18 protein-coding genes are annotated in these 16284 nt (G+C 60.8%); 13 read left to right on the forward strand and 5 right to left on the reverse strand.

Annotation, left to right across the window (positions count from 1 at the left end; all coding sequences use genetic code 11):
* Window positions 1–144 precede the first annotated feature (144 nt).
* From VVD49_RS01165 to VVD49_RS01175, 3 genes are all read left to right on the forward strand, one after another.
* Window positions 145–966, forward strand: a complete 822-nt coding sequence (locus tag VVD49_RS01165; protein ID WP_327597288.1) for a M90 family metallopeptidase — start codon at window positions 145–147, stop codon at window positions 964–966.
* Between the two features lie 84 nt (window positions 967–1050).
* The gene (locus VVD49_RS01170; protein WP_327597289.1) at window positions 1051–1509 is read left to right on the forward strand and encodes a PaaI family thioesterase; all 459 of its coding nucleotides are present in this window, start codon (window positions 1051–1053) and stop codon (window positions 1507–1509) included.
* A gap of 40 nt (window positions 1510–1549) precedes the next feature.
* Complete coding sequence (locus VVD49_RS01175) at window positions 1550–1930, forward strand: glyoxalase superfamily protein (RefSeq protein WP_327597290.1); 381 nt, start codon at window positions 1550–1552, stop codon at window positions 1928–1930.
* 52 nt (window positions 1931–1982) lie between these two features.
* Here the strand turns inward: VVD49_RS01175 and VVD49_RS01180 are convergent, their stop codons facing one another.
* Both VVD49_RS01180 and VVD49_RS01185 read right to left on the reverse strand, forming a co-directional pair.
* Window positions 1983–2834 carry an N-acyl homoserine lactonase family protein gene (locus tag VVD49_RS01180; protein ID WP_327597291.1) on the reverse strand — a complete coding sequence of 284 codons (852 nt, stop codon included), beginning with the start codon at window positions 2832–2834 and terminating at the stop codon, window positions 1983–1985.
* A gap of 210 nt (window positions 2835–3044) precedes the next feature.
* Window positions 3045–3914, reverse strand: a complete 870-nt coding sequence (locus VVD49_RS01185; protein ID WP_327597292.1) for a helix-turn-helix transcriptional regulator — start codon at window positions 3912–3914, stop codon at window positions 3045–3047.
* Window positions 3915–4050: 136 nt separating this feature from the next.
* Here VVD49_RS01185 and VVD49_RS01190 point away from each other — a divergent pair, with 136 nt between their 5' ends.
* The 3 genes from VVD49_RS01190 (at window position 4051) to VVD49_RS01200 (ending at window position 5608) form a co-directional block, all read left to right on the forward strand.
* Complete coding sequence (locus VVD49_RS01190) at window positions 4051–4626, forward strand: type 1 glutamine amidotransferase domain-containing protein (protein ID WP_327597293.1); 576 nt, start codon at window positions 4051–4053, stop codon at window positions 4624–4626.
* Window positions 4627–4689: 63 nt separating this feature from the next.
* Window positions 4690–5205, forward strand: coding sequence for a TspO/MBR family protein (locus tag VVD49_RS01195; RefSeq protein ID WP_327597294.1), 516 nt, complete (start codon window positions 4690–4692; stop codon window positions 5203–5205).
* Between the two features lie 55 nt (window positions 5206–5260).
* On the forward strand, window positions 5261–5608 hold the full coding sequence (locus tag VVD49_RS01200; protein WP_327597295.1) for a hypothetical protein: 348 nt from the start codon (window positions 5261–5263) through the stop codon (window positions 5606–5608).
* 4 nt (window positions 5609–5612) lie between these two features.
* On the opposite strand, the gene VVD49_RS01205 is transcribed toward VVD49_RS01200, so the two are convergent.
* Entirely contained in the window at window positions 5613–6236 is a 624-nt protein-coding gene (locus VVD49_RS01205) for an HAD hydrolase-like protein (RefSeq protein ID WP_327597296.1), read from the reverse strand.
* A 156-nt stretch (window positions 6237–6392) separates the two neighbouring features.
* Here VVD49_RS01205 and VVD49_RS01210 point away from each other — a divergent pair, with 156 nt between their 5' ends.
* On the forward strand, window positions 6393–7085 hold the full coding sequence (locus tag VVD49_RS01210; protein WP_327597297.1) for a MarC family protein: 693 nt from the start codon (window positions 6393–6395) through the stop codon (window positions 7083–7085).
* Window positions 7086–7100: 15 nt separating this feature from the next.
* Here the strand turns inward: VVD49_RS01210 and VVD49_RS01215 are convergent, their stop codons facing one another.
* Together VVD49_RS01215 and VVD49_RS01220 are read right to left on the reverse strand one after the other, a co-directional pair.
* Window positions 7101–8897, reverse strand: coding sequence for a hypothetical protein (locus VVD49_RS01215; protein WP_327597298.1), 1797 nt, complete (start codon window positions 8895–8897; stop codon window positions 7101–7103).
* A gap of 108 nt (window positions 8898–9005) precedes the next feature.
* Complete coding sequence (locus tag VVD49_RS01220) at window positions 9006–10952, reverse strand: ABC transporter substrate-binding protein (RefSeq protein WP_327597299.1); 1947 nt, start codon at window positions 10950–10952, stop codon at window positions 9006–9008.
* Window positions 10953–11186: 234 nt separating this feature from the next.
* On the opposite strand from VVD49_RS01220, the gene VVD49_RS01225 reads away from it, so the two are divergent.
* The 6 genes from VVD49_RS01225 to VVD49_RS01250 all read left to right on the forward strand — a co-directional run bounded on the left by VVD49_RS01225 (window position 11187) and on the right by VVD49_RS01250 (window position 16119).
* Entirely contained in the window at window positions 11187–12485 is a 1299-nt protein-coding gene (locus tag VVD49_RS01225) for an alginate lyase family protein (protein WP_327597300.1), read from the forward strand.
* A gap of 193 nt (window positions 12486–12678) precedes the next feature.
* Window positions 12679–13065, forward strand: coding sequence for a VOC family protein (locus VVD49_RS01230; RefSeq protein ID WP_327597301.1), 387 nt, complete (start codon window positions 12679–12681; stop codon window positions 13063–13065).
* Window positions 13066–13242: 177 nt separating this feature from the next.
* Complete coding sequence (locus VVD49_RS01235; RefSeq protein WP_327597302.1) at window positions 13243–13755, forward strand: hypothetical protein; 513 nt, start codon at window positions 13243–13245, stop codon at window positions 13753–13755.
* A gap of 612 nt (window positions 13756–14367) precedes the next feature.
* Complete coding sequence (locus VVD49_RS01240; protein ID WP_327597303.1) at window positions 14368–14748, forward strand: tetratricopeptide repeat protein; 381 nt, start codon at window positions 14368–14370, stop codon at window positions 14746–14748.
* Between the two features lie 109 nt (window positions 14749–14857).
* Window positions 14858–15436: a hypothetical protein gene (locus VVD49_RS01245; protein ID WP_327597304.1), complete on the forward strand. Its 579-nt coding sequence runs from the start codon at window positions 14858–14860 to the stop codon at window positions 15434–15436.
* A gap of 158 nt (window positions 15437–15594) precedes the next feature.
* Window positions 15595–16119, forward strand: a complete 525-nt coding sequence (locus tag VVD49_RS01250) for a tetratricopeptide repeat protein (RefSeq protein WP_327597305.1) — start codon at window positions 15595–15597, stop codon at window positions 16117–16119.
* Window positions 16120–16284 lie beyond the last annotated feature (165 nt).

Raw genomic sequence — 16284 nt, forward strand, 5'->3', positions numbered from 1 at the left:
AGCAGGCATGCCGTACAGCGCTGACAGAGCACGCCGCGTGCCGCACTGCCGGGCGCGGCCACAACGGGCTATTGAAAAGGCGCGCGGCAGCACAAGATAGGAGCTACTTCCGAAACGGCCGGCACGGTCCGCAAAGGCAATACGATGCCCATGATCATCATTACCAGCGTGGCCTTGCTCATCGTGCTGTGGCTGGCGAGTGAGCCTCTGCTCGTCGAGCTGCGCCGCAGACGCATCCGCCGCGAGCCCTTTCCGGCCGAATGGCGCGAGATCCTGCGCGCCCGCGTACCCTACTTCCGCGTGCTGCCTGCCGACCTGCAACTGCAGCTGAAGAAACACATGCAGGTCTTTCTTGCCGAGAAGACTTTCATCGGTTGCGCCGGGCTGGAGGTGACGATGGAAATGCGCGTCACCGTCGCCGCGCAGGCCTGCCTGCTGCTGCTCAACCGCCGTGCCGGTTACTTCCGTAATCTGCGGCAGATCCTCATCTACCCCGGCGCATTCATCGTCGACCGCGTGCAGACCGATGGCAACGGCGTGCTGCAGGACCAGCGCCAGGTACTTGCGGGCGAATCCTGGACGCAAGGCCAGGTCATCCTGTCGTGGGATGACACGCTGGATGGCGCAGCCGTCATCGACGACGGTCGCAACGTGGTCATTCACGAATTCGCCCATCAACTCGATCAGGAAAAGGGCCACGCCAACGGCGCGCCCTACCTCTCGCATCGCAGCCGCTACAAGCGCTGGGCGCAAGTGCTCAATACCGAGTTCGAAAAACTGCAGGCGCAGGCAGACAGCGGCGAGCCTTCCCTGTTCAGCTACTACGGCGCTACCAATCCGGCCGAGTTCTTCGCCGTCACCTCGGAAGTATTCTTCGAGCGCCCGCAGGAAATGGCCGCGCACTATCCCGAGCTTTACCGCGAGCTCAGCGAGTTCTATCGCGTCAATCCACTGAGCTGGTCATAGCTGGTCATTGCTGGTCATTGCTGGCCATAGCTTCGCCACAGCGGTAGCCTCTGTCCGTGCGTAAGTGTGCAACGGAGGATCACGATGAATGTCTTTGAAGAAAGCCAGGGCCAGCTCAGCGGCCTGCAACAGTTGCAGGCGCTGATCGCCAAAGGGCGACGCCCGCCGATTGCCGACACGCTGGACTTCAACCTCGTTGAAGTCGAGGAAGGTCGCGCGGTGTTCGAGGCCACTCCCGGGCGTCATGCCTACAACCCGCTGGGCAGCGTGCATGGCGGCTATGCTGCCACCTTGCTCGATTCGGCCTGCGGCTGCGCCGTGCACTCATGCCTCAAGGCAGGTCAGGCCTACACCACACTGGAACTGAAGATCGCCTATCACCGTGCGATGACGGTGGAGACCGGCGTCGTCCGCGCGGAAGCCCGGGTGATCACCATCGGCAAGCGCGTGGCCTTCACCGAAGGGAAACTCACCGATGCAGAGGGCAAGGTCTATGCCTCGGCCACTTCGACGCTGATCCTGATGGAACAACGCGCATCATGAATCCGCATGACATACAGATTACGCACTGCGGGCAATCACGATGACCTTGCAGCCCGCCATTCCCATCCTGCGCATCTTCGATGCCGATATCGCCCGGGCTTTCTATGTTGACTGGCTGGGCTTCACGCTCGACTGGACGCACCAGTACGACCCGACTTTCCCGAAGTATCTGCAGGTATCGCGCGGTGCGCTGATCCTGCACCTGAGCGAGCATTACGGGGATGGCTCACCCGGCGCGAAGCTGCTCATCCACACGGACGACGTCGACGCACTGCATGCCGAACTGGCGACACGGCCCAACCCGCGCATGCGCCCAGGCGTCGAAGTTGCGCCGTGGAATGCCAGACTCATGGAAGTGATCGACCCCTTCGGCAACAAGCTGATGTTCAACCAGGATCTCGATCTGCACCCGCAGAAATGAAAACAGCGCCGGCAATCGGCGCTGTGTGGCTTCAAATAACCATCCCGCTCCATCAATCCAGATAAGCCGGGAATTTCGGCAGCAGCTTGAAGTCGAGCGGGTCATGCTGGACGAACAGCTTGCCCTTGCTGTTCTTGACGATGGCCTCCACGCGGTCGATGGAGGCCAGCGTGTCGGCGCGCTCGACGTTGAAGCTCGGCACACGGTGGAACTTGCGGTTCTCGCGCGTGTGATACAGATCGCCGGACAACACCACCGTACCGGCCTTCTTCAACTTCAGCACCAGCACCTGGTGACCCGGCGTGTGGCCGGGCGTCTTGAGGATGCGCACGGAGCCATCGCCGAAGAGGTCGAGGTCGCTATCGATCATCTGCGTCTTGGCCGACTTGTAGCCCGCGAAGGCTGAGGGATCGACGCCAAAAGGCGGCGGGGTTGACTGTGCCCAGGCCAGCTCGGCAGAGTTCAGGATCCAGGTCGCCGCCGGGAAGGCATTGGCATTGCCCATGTGATCGAAATGCATGTGCGAGAAAGCCACGTAGCCAACGTCGCCAGGTGCCACGCCAATACCCTGCAATTGTGATTGCAGGCTGGTATCGACGTGGAGCAGGAAGCCCCCGTTGTCGACGCCATCCTTGTTGCCGGCCAGCTTGTCGCCCAGGCCGGTATCCCACAACAAAGTCCCTTTGGGATGGCGGATCAGGAAGCACGGCGTGACCACCTTGCCGGACTTGCCGTCGTACTCGCCCGTGTCGGCGAACATGCCCATGTCCTTGATGTCGATGCGCCCGCAGTCGATGGCATACAGGCGCAGCTGTTGCACGGGTTCGGCCGCGTGGGTGCTGCCCACGCCGGCGAGCATGAGGGATGCGACGAGACCCGTCGCAGAGAATATCTTGCGTAGCATGAAAGCTCCTTGAGAAAGACGCAGCACAGAAGCCGGCTGCGAAGACACGAGCATAGGAGAAGCAGCTTGCGCGAAACGCTCGAAATCGCGCGCGAACTGCTCACGGCGCACTCAGAGCCTCCCGGCACCAGACCCCGTCATGCCCGCGGACGCGGGCCTCCAGCGGCGTTGCTTACCCGGCTCGACCGCTTGCCCGCTGCAGCCGGGATCTCAGGTGCCGCCGACGTTCGACGGCTCTACACCATAGCGCTCGGCAAAGCGCTTCACGAAACTCGACGGCGAGGCGTAGCCGACGCGTGCAGCGACTGACTTGATCGGCAAGCGCGTGGTCAGCAACAGGTTCAGCGCATATGACAGGCGCGCATCCGCCAGCACCTGTCGCAAGCTCGTGCCTTCTTCTGCAAGGCGACGACGCAGCGTTGCGCCACTCGTGGCCAACTCCGTCTCGACATCGCTGGAGCTCCATTCGCGCGCCGGGTTTGCCGCGATCATGATGCGGATGCGCGCCGCCAAGGTCGCCACCGGTTCAGCCAGCACGCCGGTGTGCCCGCTGGCATGCAGTTTGAGCAGGATGCCGACGAGCACGTAGCGCGCGCGCACCTCGTCGCCGCGTGCCATCGCCTCGCACCAATCGAGCAGCTCCTGCGCCATGTCAGCTAAGGTTACGCGGCCGATCGCACCGGGCTCGCCCTTGCCATGCAGCTGCGGTGGCACCAGGCCCCGCGCTGCCGTCACGGCTTCGGCGCACAGCGCGATGGCTACGGCGACATAGTTACCCGTGCGCTCATCAGGGACATTCTGCATGTCGATCTTGCGCGCATTCGGCACCAGAATGATTTCGCCCGGCACGAAAGTGCTCCAGCCTTCACCCTCGCGAACACGCTTGAGCCCCTGCAGGGGGATCGCCAGCAAGCCGCTGTCGATGTCCATCGCGTTGAGCTGATGCTGGCTGCGCGAACGCACGCAGACGCAGGAAGACGGGCCTTCACTGACCACGCGCGCCAGCCGCGCGAGCACTTCGCTCTCGCGGGACAGGTCGGGTACAGCGGGGACGGAACGCAATGCGGTGACGGGGCTCATTGACTCAAGATAGCACGCGCACCCTCGCCTGCAGCGTGTTGCACAGGGCGCAGTCGCGACAGCCGGGATCACTGCATGCTGACCGGAAGGGGAGAAATGCGAGCACAGACGCTCGCATACGAAGAGGAGACCTCCCATGCCGAACCAGACCCAGCCCGCACAAGGCACAGCCCTGAGCGGCCGCCAGATCGCCATGCTGCTGACAGATGGCGTAGAACAGGTGGAATACACCGACCCACGCAAATTCCTTGAAGCACATGGCGCCCGTGTCACGCTGATCTCGCCGAAGTTTCGCGGCGACTCGATACAAGGCTTCAACCACCTCTCGCCCGGCGACCAGTTCGAGGTCGAGATGGACCTGCGCGACGCACGCCCCGAAGACTTCGACGCGCTGGTGCTACCGGGAGGCGTGGCCAACCCCGACCAGCTGCGCACCAACGTCACCGCCATCACCTTCATCCGCGAGTTCGCGCGCGAGAACAAACCGATTGCAGCCATCTGCCACGGACCGTGGACGTTGATCGACGCCGGCCTCACCCAGGGCAAGCGCATGACCAGTTGGCCGAGCCTCAAGGAAGACCTGTGCAACGCCGGTGCGGAATGGAGCGACGAGGCCGTCGTCGTCGACGGCAAGCTCGTCACCAGTCGCAAGCCTGCCGACATCCCGGCTTTCTCCGACGCGATCCTGCGCAAACTGACGCAGGCTGCATGACATCAGCAATCGCACCGTGCCGGACCTGCCGGTACGGTGCGCAATCACACTGCAGGAGACAACATGCACGACATCCTCGCTCCGCGACGTAGCGCCTCGCTTGTCGCCCTTTTTGGCTGGCTCGCGCTGGCCTTCGCCGCCGCCGCGGTGGGCAGCATCGCCTCGGCCAATGCAGCGTCCTTCTACCGGCAGCTTGTGCTACCCGGCTGGGCACCACCGGCATGGTTGTTTGCGCCGGTGTGGTCCGCCCTCTACCTGCTCATGGGCGTGTCAGCCTGGCTGGTGTGGCGAGAACGTGGCCTGCATGGTGCGCGTAGTACGCGTGTTGCGCTGACACTGTTCGTTGCGCAGCTTGTCGTCAATGCCCTCTGGTCATGGCTGTTCTTCGCCTGGCAGCGTGGCGCGCTGGCCATGCTCGACATCATCATCCTGTGGGGCCTGATCGTCGCAATGGTCGTCGCTTTCTGGCGCATCTCGCCACGCGCTGGCGCCTTGCAGTTGCCGTATCTCGCCTGGGTGAGCTTCGCGAGCGCGCTGACCTGGGCCTGCTGGCAACAGAATCCGCAGCTGCTCGGCTAGAGAGGGCTCGCCGAAACCATCGCGCGCACAGCCTGTCCATGAGACAACACAACGCATGAAAGGCCTACGCATGCCCGCCGGCTGGATTTCCGTACTGCAACTCGTGCCTTGGGGAGAGGTCATTGCCAACGCCCCGAAGCTCGCCGACGCCGCGAAGAATTTCTGGGGCAAGGTCGCGAAGAAGCCGCCTGCCGCACCCGACACCAGCAGCGCGCCCTCGCTGCAGGCACAGGTCGCGCAACTGCACGAACAGATGCTTGCATCCTCAGAGCTGATCAAGGCGCTCGCAGAACAGAACACGCAGCTGATCAAACGCGTGGAAACCATGAGACGCCGCACGCTCGGGCTCGCCGTCATCGTCGCCATCACCCTTGCGATCGCGATTGCGGCGCTCCTGCGTTGAGCCCTCACAACAAGCGCGTGACCAGCTCCCCGACCGAGTTGAAGCATTCCTCCGGCGCTTGCGCCTGCAATACATCGAAACGCGAATAGCCCCAGGCCACGGCACCGAACGCGATCCTGCTGGCACGCGCGGCCTCGTGGTCGCGCAGTTCGTCGCCGATGTAAAGCATTGCCTGCTGCGGCAGAGCGCTGCGCTTGAGCAGCTGTTGCAGCTTGTGTCGCTTGCCGAACAGATCGACACCGCATTCAAAATGGGTAATCAGTGCAGCGTCCTCGCCGAGCACCGCGCGCACGTTGTCCGCCGAGTTGGAACTGACCACGGCCAGTTCGATGCCTGCCGCCGACAGTTGCTGCAAGGCTGGTGCAATACCGTCGAAGAGCGGGATGCGACCGATATCGGCCGCCATCAGTCGCTTGAAGTGAGCCCCCACCTGCGGGAACTTCCACAGCGGCAGGCCGACATGGCGCATCAGCGCACGGGCGTCATAGCCACGCAGGCGTTCGATGTCCGCGTGATCGATGCGGGAGAATCCATGGGCGTCAGCCAGCGAACCAAACACGTCGATGAAGAACGGGAATGAATCGGCCAGCGTGCCGTCGAAATCAAACGCGATGAGTCGGTATTTCAAGATCGGAGCTTCCGCAGCGAAGAAGGCGGCAATGTATCGTAGTCACGGTGACAAACCGATGGCTTGTCCGGCATGACATCGTAGAATCATGGCTGCGCAACATTGCCGCTTCAGTCGGGCGCCTCATGAAGGACCGACATCCCCCACGGAGGTTCCATGTCATCCCTGCTGCCCTATGTGGCCACCTTCCTGAAAGCGCTGGCGCTGATACCGCTGACCTTGCTGCCCATCATCAACCCGCTGAGCGGCGCACCGATCTTCGCGCAGACCGCGGGCAACAATCCGTATGTCGTGACATTGATGGCGCGCCAGGTTGCCATCAACGGCTGGTTCATCCTCGTGGGCTCGATGCTGATCGGCAGCTACGTGCTGGAGGTCTTCGGCATCTCGCTGCCCATCGTGCGCATTGGCGGCGGCCTGCTGGTCGCCGCAGCGGGCTGGCGCATGCTCAACGACCACGGCGCCGATGCCGTGCAGGACGCCGTACAGGATGCCGTTGCGCAACAGGCCTCAGACATGTCGGTGCTGGAGATCAAGCGGCGCAGCATCTTCCCGATGACGTTTCCGCTGACCGTGGGTCCGGGCTCCATTGCGGCGGCGATCGCGCTGGGCGCGAATTTTCCGGACACCCCTCTGCGCTTTCTGCACGGCGTCATCATCGCCACGGTCGGAGCATCCCTGACCGTGGCCGTGGTCTACCTCGTCTATAGCAATGCGGCGCGACTGCTGCAACGCCTCGGTGACGTCGGCACGCTGGTGATGATGCGCCTGATGGCCTTCATCCTGCTGTGCGTCGGCATCGAGATCATGTGGACCGGCTGGGCCGAGCTCAATCACATCGGGTCATGAGCTGCGGCGCCAGCGCTAGCGATACTTGAGCGTCCAGCTGATGCTGAAAGGCGCATCGAGCGTCAGCGCCGTCGCGCTGAACACCACGCGCGTCTTCAGCTGCCCCATCGGCGCGCCGTACAAGGAGTCTGCCGCCACGCTGTCGACATGGCAGCCAGCGAGCCCGGTGACACTGAACTCCTTCACCGCCCCGCTACCGAAGTGCACGGTACTGCCATCCACTCGGGCGTCCTCGCCGAAGCTCGCAAACTCGAGCGACAGGCCGACATTCTCCAGGGGCGCCAGCGGTGTGAATACATCGGTGCGCGTGATCACGCCACTATCAAGCGTGTAGCGCGTGGCGACACTCAGGCGCACATCGCGGACCGGCGCGATCTCGCCCAGCCGGTCGAGCGCATCCTGCATATAGGTCAGCTCGAGTGCCGTGCCCTGCTCTGCCACGCGCACGTTGCGCATGAATGCCGTCGGGATGAGCACGGCCTCGCTCGCGAGGGTAATGCGCGGCAGCAATTGCGCGAAGCCGGCATCTGCCGCGCCCTGCACGACATCGTTGCAGAACGGGATGGGGAAGTAGGGATTGTGCATGTGCTGCGTTGCGCCGCCGTTGACCAGCGGCAGGCTGACAATGCGCTCGCCGTCGCGGAAGGTCAGCAAGGCACGGTCGTACTCACCACGCGCAAACCAGGTCAGCGTGAAGCGCGGCAACTTCTTCAGCCAGGCATCGAAAGCCGGCGATGGCACGGCGTCGCGGTAGCCCAAGCCACGCCACAGATTGCTCGTGTAGATGTGCTGGTGCAGGAGGCTGAGGTTCTCGCCGAGAATTCGATGCTTGCCGCGGTAAGCGTCAGTGCGACGCCCCTTGTCCCACAGGTTCACCGAATGGGTCTCGCGGTCGAACCAGAAGTTCACGTACTTGGCGGTCGCGCGCACCGCAAAGGCATAGGCCATGTCGCGCTCTTCGGCGTTCAGCACATCAAGACGGGCAGCTGCCGACAGCACCTCGAGGAAAGCGGTGTCGCCGTAAGGCCCGATGGAGCGACCGAATTCGAAACCATCGCCATGCGCATTGAGCCGCACGAGGATGACATCGACCGCCTTGCGCAACCACTCCTTGAGCTGCGCCGGCACAGGCATGTCGGTCTCGATGAAACGCTGGCAGATCTCGCCGATGAGCAGGATGCTGTAACGATCGAAGCGCCCGTCGCCATCGGTCTCGTCGGAGAAGCCGTACTCGCCGGAGTAGGTGCGATAGTGCGTGACCATGCATTCGAGCAGCACCTCGCTGGCGCTCGCATCTTCCCAGCCGAGCAGGTGGCGCAGGCGGGCAATGCTGAAAGCCACGCCGTAGTAATTCGTCGGCAGGTCGATCAGCGTGAAGCCGGGCTGGCGCACAAAGCCGCGCCAGTCGAGCTTGGTGCGCAGGCGCTCGAGCGTCTCGGGGCTGACAGCTTGCGTCAGCAGGTCCGCTTCGCGCAGGCGGTTGAGCGCGCAGACATAGTAGTAAATGCCCCAGCTCGTGTTGTGCTCGTCAATGGTCAGCGTCGCGATCTCACGATACCCGGCGAGGTAGCGCGCGAAGTCCGGGTCGCTCTGCGGCGTGTTGGTGAGCAGCCAGCTCATGCCATTGGCAATCTTGCCGAAGAGGAACGGATCCTTGCCATTGAAGACCGGCACGCCGTCGATGCGCAGTGACTTGCCTTCGGCAATCAGCTGATCGAAGAAGTAGCGCAGCTGGGGTAGTAGCTCGCGCTCGACGAGAGTATTGAGCGGTAGATCGTGCAGCGAGGGTGAAGCGTATTCAGCAAGAGGCATGGGAATGAGTCAGGTATCGGCGCGGGGCATCAGGTGCAACACGCGGCATGCCATTCCGCAGCACCGGCATCCAGGCCGGCGACTGCGCGAAATGACATGCCGCAGGGCTTATTTCGAGAGGAACCATTGCTGCGGCAAGGCCGGGCCCGGGTTCGGGTAGGTCCAGCTCACCAGCATCTGCTCATACACGTTCTGCAGTTTCTGGCTGCGGATGGCGTTGTCGCTCGGCGAACGGATCAGGCCGATCACTTCGAACTCGTCGGCCGCGATGGCGATGATTTCCTTGAACAAGGCATCGGCTTCCGGTGCCGATTTGGCGCTCTGCCACTTCTCGAAGAGATCCATGCGCTTCTTCATGCTCGCTGGCGGCTCCTCGCCCTGCTTGCCATTGGAGAGGAACCACTTCACCCAGGGCAGGCTCATGCGCGACTCGAGCGGATGCACGGCAACCACCGCGCGTGGGTTCATGGTGATGTCCATGCCGCCCGGTACGATATCGACGCTGATGTCATAGTCATTGTTCTGCGCGCGGTCGTAGAACAGCGAACGCTCCGACGACTGGATCAGCACCTCGATGCCCGCTTTGGCCAACTGCTTGCGCAACAGATCGATGGCATCGACCTGCTGGGTTTGCGCCACCGACACGATGACGTTGAGCGTTACACGCCCGCCCTCGGGATACAGGCGGAAACCATCCGCATCGCGCTTCGACAGACCCACCTGGTCGAACAGCTCTGCGGCGCGTTTTGCGTCATGGCCGATGTACTGCGTGGCGAGCTTTTCGTTGTACCAGCGGGACTGCTTCAGCGGCCCGATCTGCCAGGGCGTGCCCTGCCCCAGATAGACGATGTCGTTGATCTCCTTGCGGTCGGCGGCGAGCGACAGCGCGATGCGGAAATCCTTGTTGCGCATCAGCTTGCGCAGCTTCTCGTTCTTGGTCGACTGGTTGAGCCACAGGCCGACCGAGTTTGCACCGGTGCCCGGCAAGGCCATCATCTTGTAGCCACCCTTGGCGGCATTCTCTGCCAGCACCGGACGGTTCTGGATGCCGAAGATGTGACGATGCTGGTAGTCCAGCTGGCCGCTGATCGCCGCCAGCGTGATCGTCTCGACGTCCGAGATCACCTGCAGCTGCACGCGGTCGAGATAAGGCAGCTGCTGCCCTGCCGTGTCGACCTGCCAGAAGTACCGATTGCGCTCGAGCACCACGCGCGTGGCATTGCCCTTGTAGGGCTCCTTGATGACCCATGGGTCCAGCGTTGGCCGCTCTGGATTCCCCCAGCGTGCGGGCACCTCGATATCGCCACACTTGGTGCGCATCAGCGCTGGCCAGTCCTTGACGCTCTCGCGCGCCAGCACTTCATCGAGTTTCGGGTTGTAGGTCGGGTGGAACTGCGAGCAGTACTTCTTCTGGTAGAGCACCGGGTGCTGGCCCAGCGGCGTTGCCAGTTGCTCGATGAACGAAAGATTGGAGGCCGCGAAGACGAACTTGACGGTGTAGTCATCCACCTTGGTCACCGTCGCAGGCTTGTCCTTCGATACGTACTGGTCAGGCGTAAGACCGAAGAACTGCTTGTTGTAGACCAGATCGTTCATCGCGAAGAGCACGTCATCCGCCGTGAAGGGCGAACCGTCGGACCAGCGCATACCCTTGCGCAGCTTGAAGATGTACTCCGTCGCATCGGCGTTGAGCGTCCAGCTCTCGGCCACGTTCGGCACCGCCTTGTTGAAGTCCATGGCCCAGCGCGACAGGCCCTGGCTGCCAACCATGCGCAGGATGCTGTTGTTGTCGGCGCTGCTGCGCATTGCCGTGCGCAAGGTGCCGCCATAGGAGCCCACCTTGTTCAGCGGCCTGACGACTTCGGGTTTCTCGGGCAGACGCTTGTCGACCGGATCGAGCTGCTTGTCCTTCACCGGCTTGTCGAGAGCCGGCGCCTGGGTGAAGGCAGCGGCAGATGTAGCGCCAAGCGCGAGCAGTGCGCTGATGGCAAGGACCAGGGGCGATGACCAAGCTGATGACAAGTACTGGCTCGACCTGGCAAGTCGGAATTTCATGCGGTGTCTCCTGAAACGATCGCAGCTTTTAGAGCGTGCTGGGGGGCTCTGGACAAGCCAACTAGGGCTGTCCGGCCGGGTTGTCAATCCCGGTTGTTAATTTAAAGTAAAACGTTTAACCTGCATTGTCAAGGCATGGCTTTCCTGTACCTGCCGCCTGCGAATCGGGCGATACAGGAAGCGGCACTGCCTGCAACCAGCGCACACCGCGCACGAAAAAACGGAGACACCGCAATGAACAAGACAAGGACAAGACTGGCCCATGGCACCAAGGGCATCCTTGCAGCCGCCGCCATTGTCGGCAGCCTGTGCAGCCTGCCCGCCCTCGCCGCCGCACCTGCCGTCATCACCATGGACGGCGCCTACCTCGAACTCGCCAGGCAGCGCATCGCCGCCAGCGAGCCGACACTCAAGCCCGCCTACGACAAGCTGCTGCAGGACGCCAATGCCGTCCTCGGCATGGAACCCGAGGCCGTCACGCGCAAGAAGATCACCCCGCCCAGCGGCGACAAGCACGACTACCTCAGCCTCGCCCCCTACTGGTGGCCGGATCCGAGCAAGGCCGATGGCCTGCCCTACATCCAGCGCGATGGCGAGTTCAACCCATCCTCCAAGAACAGCGATACCGACTCCGTACGCATGCAGCTGATGTGCCTTGGCACGCAGACCATGTCGCTCGCCTGGTACTTCACCGGTGAACAGAAGTACGCGAAGAAAGGCGCTGAATTCATCCGCGCCTGGTTCCTCGACCCGGCCACGCGCATGAACCCCAACCTGAACTTCGGCCAGGCCGTCATGGGGCGCACGAATGGTCGCGGCATCGGCCTCATCGACACGCGCAACATGTGGATGGTCATCGACGCCGTACAGCTCCTGCAGGCCTCCGGCGAGCTCTCGGCGAAAGAAGTCGCCGACATGAAGCAATGGTTCAAGGACTTCACTGGCTGGATGCTCAACAGCGACCTCGGCATCGAGGAGTTCATCGCCCACAACAACCACGGCACCTTCTATGACATGCAGGTTGCCAACTACGCGTTGTTCTTCGGCGACACCGCACTCGCCAAACGCACCGTGCAACGCGGCGTCGACCTGCGCATCGCCAGCCAGATCTCCATCGAAGGCAAGCAATACGCCGAACTCGAACGCACCACACCCTTCCACTACAGCGCCTTCAACCTCGACGCCATGACCAACATCGCGCGCTACGGCGAGCAGGTCAAAGTGAACGTCTGGAATATCCGCGACAAGGGCCGCGGCCTGCGCAACGGCATCCACTACATGATGCCCTTCGCATTGAAGCCACAGACCTGGCCATGGAAGGAACTCAAGGACAACGCCGAGACCGAGCTGATGCTGCCCGTACTGCTGCGCGCCGAACGCGCCTACGGCGGCGGAGCCTACGCAAGCGCCGCCGCAGCCCTGCCCGTGACGACGCTCAACACGCAGGAAATCATCGCGTACGCAAAGACGATCAACACCCCGGCGCCGACCACGCTCAACACGGTGGATCGATTGATCTGGCCGGTGAAGTAAGGCCCCGCAAGATCCGGCAAGGCCCCGCAACGTTCCGACGACGTTGCGGGGCCTTGCTCGTTTACGCGGAGGCATCGGCCGCGACGCGCACAGATCAGTACTCCTGAAGTGAGGTTCGATCATGATCAATAGATAGCGCAGAATGGTCACAGGCTTCACGCCCAGTGTCACAACCCAACCCCAGGAGATCCAGATGATCGACCACACCGGCCTCGTCGTCAGTGACTACGCAAAGAGCAAGCAGTTCTACAGCGCAGCGCTGGCCCCCATCGGCTATTCGCTGCTCATGGAGATACCTGTCGCGATCACCGGAGGAAGAGGCGTCGCCGGATTTGGCGAAGCCCCCAAACCGGATTTCTGGATCAGCAACGGCACACCCAACCAGCCACCACTCCACATCGCCTTCCGCGCCGCAAATCGTGCAGCCGTCGACGCCTTCTACACCGCCGCCATTGCAGCAGGCGGCCGCGACAACGGCCCACCGGGGCCACGCCCGCATTACCACGCAGATTATTACGGCGCCTTCGTGCTCGATCCGGACGGGCACAACATCGAAGCGGTCTGCCACGCGCCAGCGTAAGGCAGCGGCAGGCGCGGTGCTCCAGCGTCTTGCCATCGGCATTTTTATTGATCAATATGACTAGAGCTCCGTCGAACAAAGCGAATGCTTTCAACGGATTCCGGCCAAGCAGGCTTTGACCAATATTCCAACATTCGGACATTTTGGTGTCTATATCACGTTAGCCAAACAGCATCTATGAGCGCGATTGCTAGTTTCTATCTGCTACCCAGCGTCAAGTCTCAACAGCTCGTTGCTGCGGCACAGGCGCAGACAGCAGCTTTGACCAAGAAAAAGTGGGGGATTTTTAAGCCCAAGCTCCCCTTAAATCCAGATCCGTTTTGGAGTTTTCTCTCTTCGCAAGCCCGAGAGTTGGCCGAATTTCCTTACTCAGGCTACCTATTGCTTGATGTCGACCTCATGATTAAGGAAGCTCTAGCAGGCGACGACACAGAGAAACTAGCATCGCGTCTAGCGAAAATAACGGGCTCATCATTCGTGACGTACTCGTCGGAGACTGCAAAATCTGCGATACGCCTCCTGGAGGACGCCGATCTCTCAGAACCGAGAATTCAGACCTTTCTTGAGGGCGAGGGCCGTGGGGAGGAATATCCCGAATTCGTGGGACCACTAAGGGACGCTGTATCGTGTTTGAAGGCTTGGCTTCAAGAGGTCACAGGTGACACAGTCGGCATCCTCAACATCGGCTAACCCGGCAGTCGAGCAGGACGGCCACGGCTGCGCTTGTGGTTCCCTACACTGCGCTCCGGCCGCCCCTCACTTCCACGTTAGGTGTCCTCCATGAGCCCACAAGAAGCAGAGGCCCGATTCTGGAGTCATGCAAATGCCGTCACAGCACTCGACGACATCGGAGCAGATATCCCCGATCTAGAGCCCGAACTATTTCAACTGCTTCAGTTCGTAAAGACAGAGAGCGACCATAGGGCCCTATTCGAAAGGCTCTTCATTGCAGTAGCAACGGGTGGTGGGCAACATTGCGATTGGGTTGTTCTCTACTGTATGCGGGAGCTTCAATTCCCAGAGGTACAGAGGGCTATCAACGCGTGGTTTGATTCCAGGGGTGGTTCTCATGGAGCTCCGCGTGCAATGAACTTTGTGAGTAACCTCAACTGGGTCTACAGGCCATCCCCTTGGGAGCACGCTGTTTGCTTTAAATATCATTGGGAGCGCGAGCATCCGGGAGAGCCTTGGTCATGCGCATGACACCTAACTCTACAGTTGAGCGTGACATCCACAAGCTACGCCTGTGGTTCCCTGCGCTTCGCTCCGACAGCCCCTCACTTCCACGTTAGGCTCACTTCAATGCGCGACCCGAATCACGCTGCGTATCTGAAAGGTAACAAGCTTTTCAAGCAGGGAAGGTTCGTCGACGCAGGTGCGCAGTTCCAGCTTGCAATTGAGGAGTGGCCACAGGATTGGCAGGCAATGTGGGCGCTTGGGAACTGCTTCACCGAATTGAAGAAACCGCGCAAAGCCGAGGAACAATTCAAGGCGGCCCTCCAGCTTGCAGCCGTGGAGGAGTTGCCAAACTTGCTTTTCAACCTGGGCAACGCCCTCTTTGATCAGGGTAAGTACGACGCAGCCATTGCGGAGTACCGCCGCGTACCCAAAGGTCATCACATCGCTCGCTCTGCCGCAAACAACATCGCGTTGGCCGAGAAGAGAATGACCGGAGAGCCCTAGCCGTTCCATCAAGAAGGACCACCCACACGCTACTCTTGCGAGCTCCCTTCGCGGCTACGCCGCTCCGGCAGTCCATCACATCAAACGTTAGCTGTTTCAGATTACGACAATGACCAATCTCTTCAAGGCATCCACGATTTTTCTTACCTTAACCGTATTGATAGGTTGCGCGGAGCCTCAGAAAATTCAGAAAGAGAGCCCCCCGACACTGGTGAATTGCACGCTTGTCATCAGCGGAATCGGGACATACAGCACGGACCCGCAATTCAATCAACAGTGGAACAGAATCACAAAAGCAATTGGCGACTCTTTCGAGGAGATCATCAACACTAATGAGCTGAAGTCATCTCGACTTCATGTACCTGTCGGTGTTTCTGATGAAGAGAGAAGCCGGGCGATTTCATCGGGAATCGCAAGAAGTCGGTGTCAGAACATCCTGAAGACCTCACATTCCATCCATACGAAGAATAGTGAGAGATTTTTTTCGTTCACGGTTGAACTCACCAAGCTCAAGTTCATGTCAAGTGACAGTGATAAGCGCGGCTCCTTTTACGAGCTAACCGGGGTTCGTTCGAAGACTTATGAATTCCCCTATACGCAAGAGCAGTTCGATAGCCTCCGCATCGGAGATTTTGTGAATATTGTCTTTCCATACTATGGAGAGGTGTTGCTTCAGCAGCCTAGGTAACAGAGAACAATCTACTGTCAGGCTCTTCGTGTCCCTACAAGGCTAACCCGGCAGTCGAACAGGACGGCCACAAGCTACGCTTGCGGTTCGTCCGCTTCGCTCCGGTCGCCCCTCACGTCCAGGTCAGACCTTACCGGTTAAGTTCAAGAAACAGGTTGATGAGAGAATTTTTGCTATTCATCTGGGTTGTTTTGTTCGGCTTTCTGAACAGCACAGTCGTCAATTCTGCGGAGTCCAGGCCGATGATGCTTCCACAATCCGTGCACGAGAGAATTACTGCCTTATCGAAGGAAGGCGATGCTCTCGCAGACAAGACGAAGTATCGAGAGGCAATAGAGAAGTACATCGCTGCATTCGACCTGTTGCCCGAACCCAAGACACAATGGGAGGCATGCACCTGGTTGCTTGTGGCGATCGGTGACGCCAATTTCCTGTCAAAGCACTATGAGTATGCTCAGCGCGCGCTGTCCGATGCAATGCATTGCCCGAATGCTATTGGCAACCCGTTCATTCACCTGAGGCTAGGGCAGTCTCAATTTGAGCTGGGAAACAAGAAGAGGGCCGCCGATGAGCTGGCGCGCGCATACATGGGTGCAGGAGCGGAAATCTTCAAAACAGAAGATCCAAAGTACTTTGCGTTTCTGAAGACCGTCTTGAAACCACCGGCGAGCGGCAAGTGGTAGAAACGTCTAGCCCTGTATTCAAGCGGGACCGCCACCAATCTGCGCTTGTTGATTCCCTCCGCGCTACGCGCTCTGGCGCCCTCTCACTTCCACGTTGGCTGCATAACGGCCCGTGGCACCTGGCGAGAACGAGCATGAGTAGAGCGTGGAACGCCGTGCCGGTGG

Origin of the sequence: Uliginosibacterium silvisoli (assembly GCF_036017035.1) — a bacterium.
GTDB lineage: Bacteria > Pseudomonadota > Gammaproteobacteria > Burkholderiales > Rhodocyclaceae > Viridibacterium > Viridibacterium silvisoli.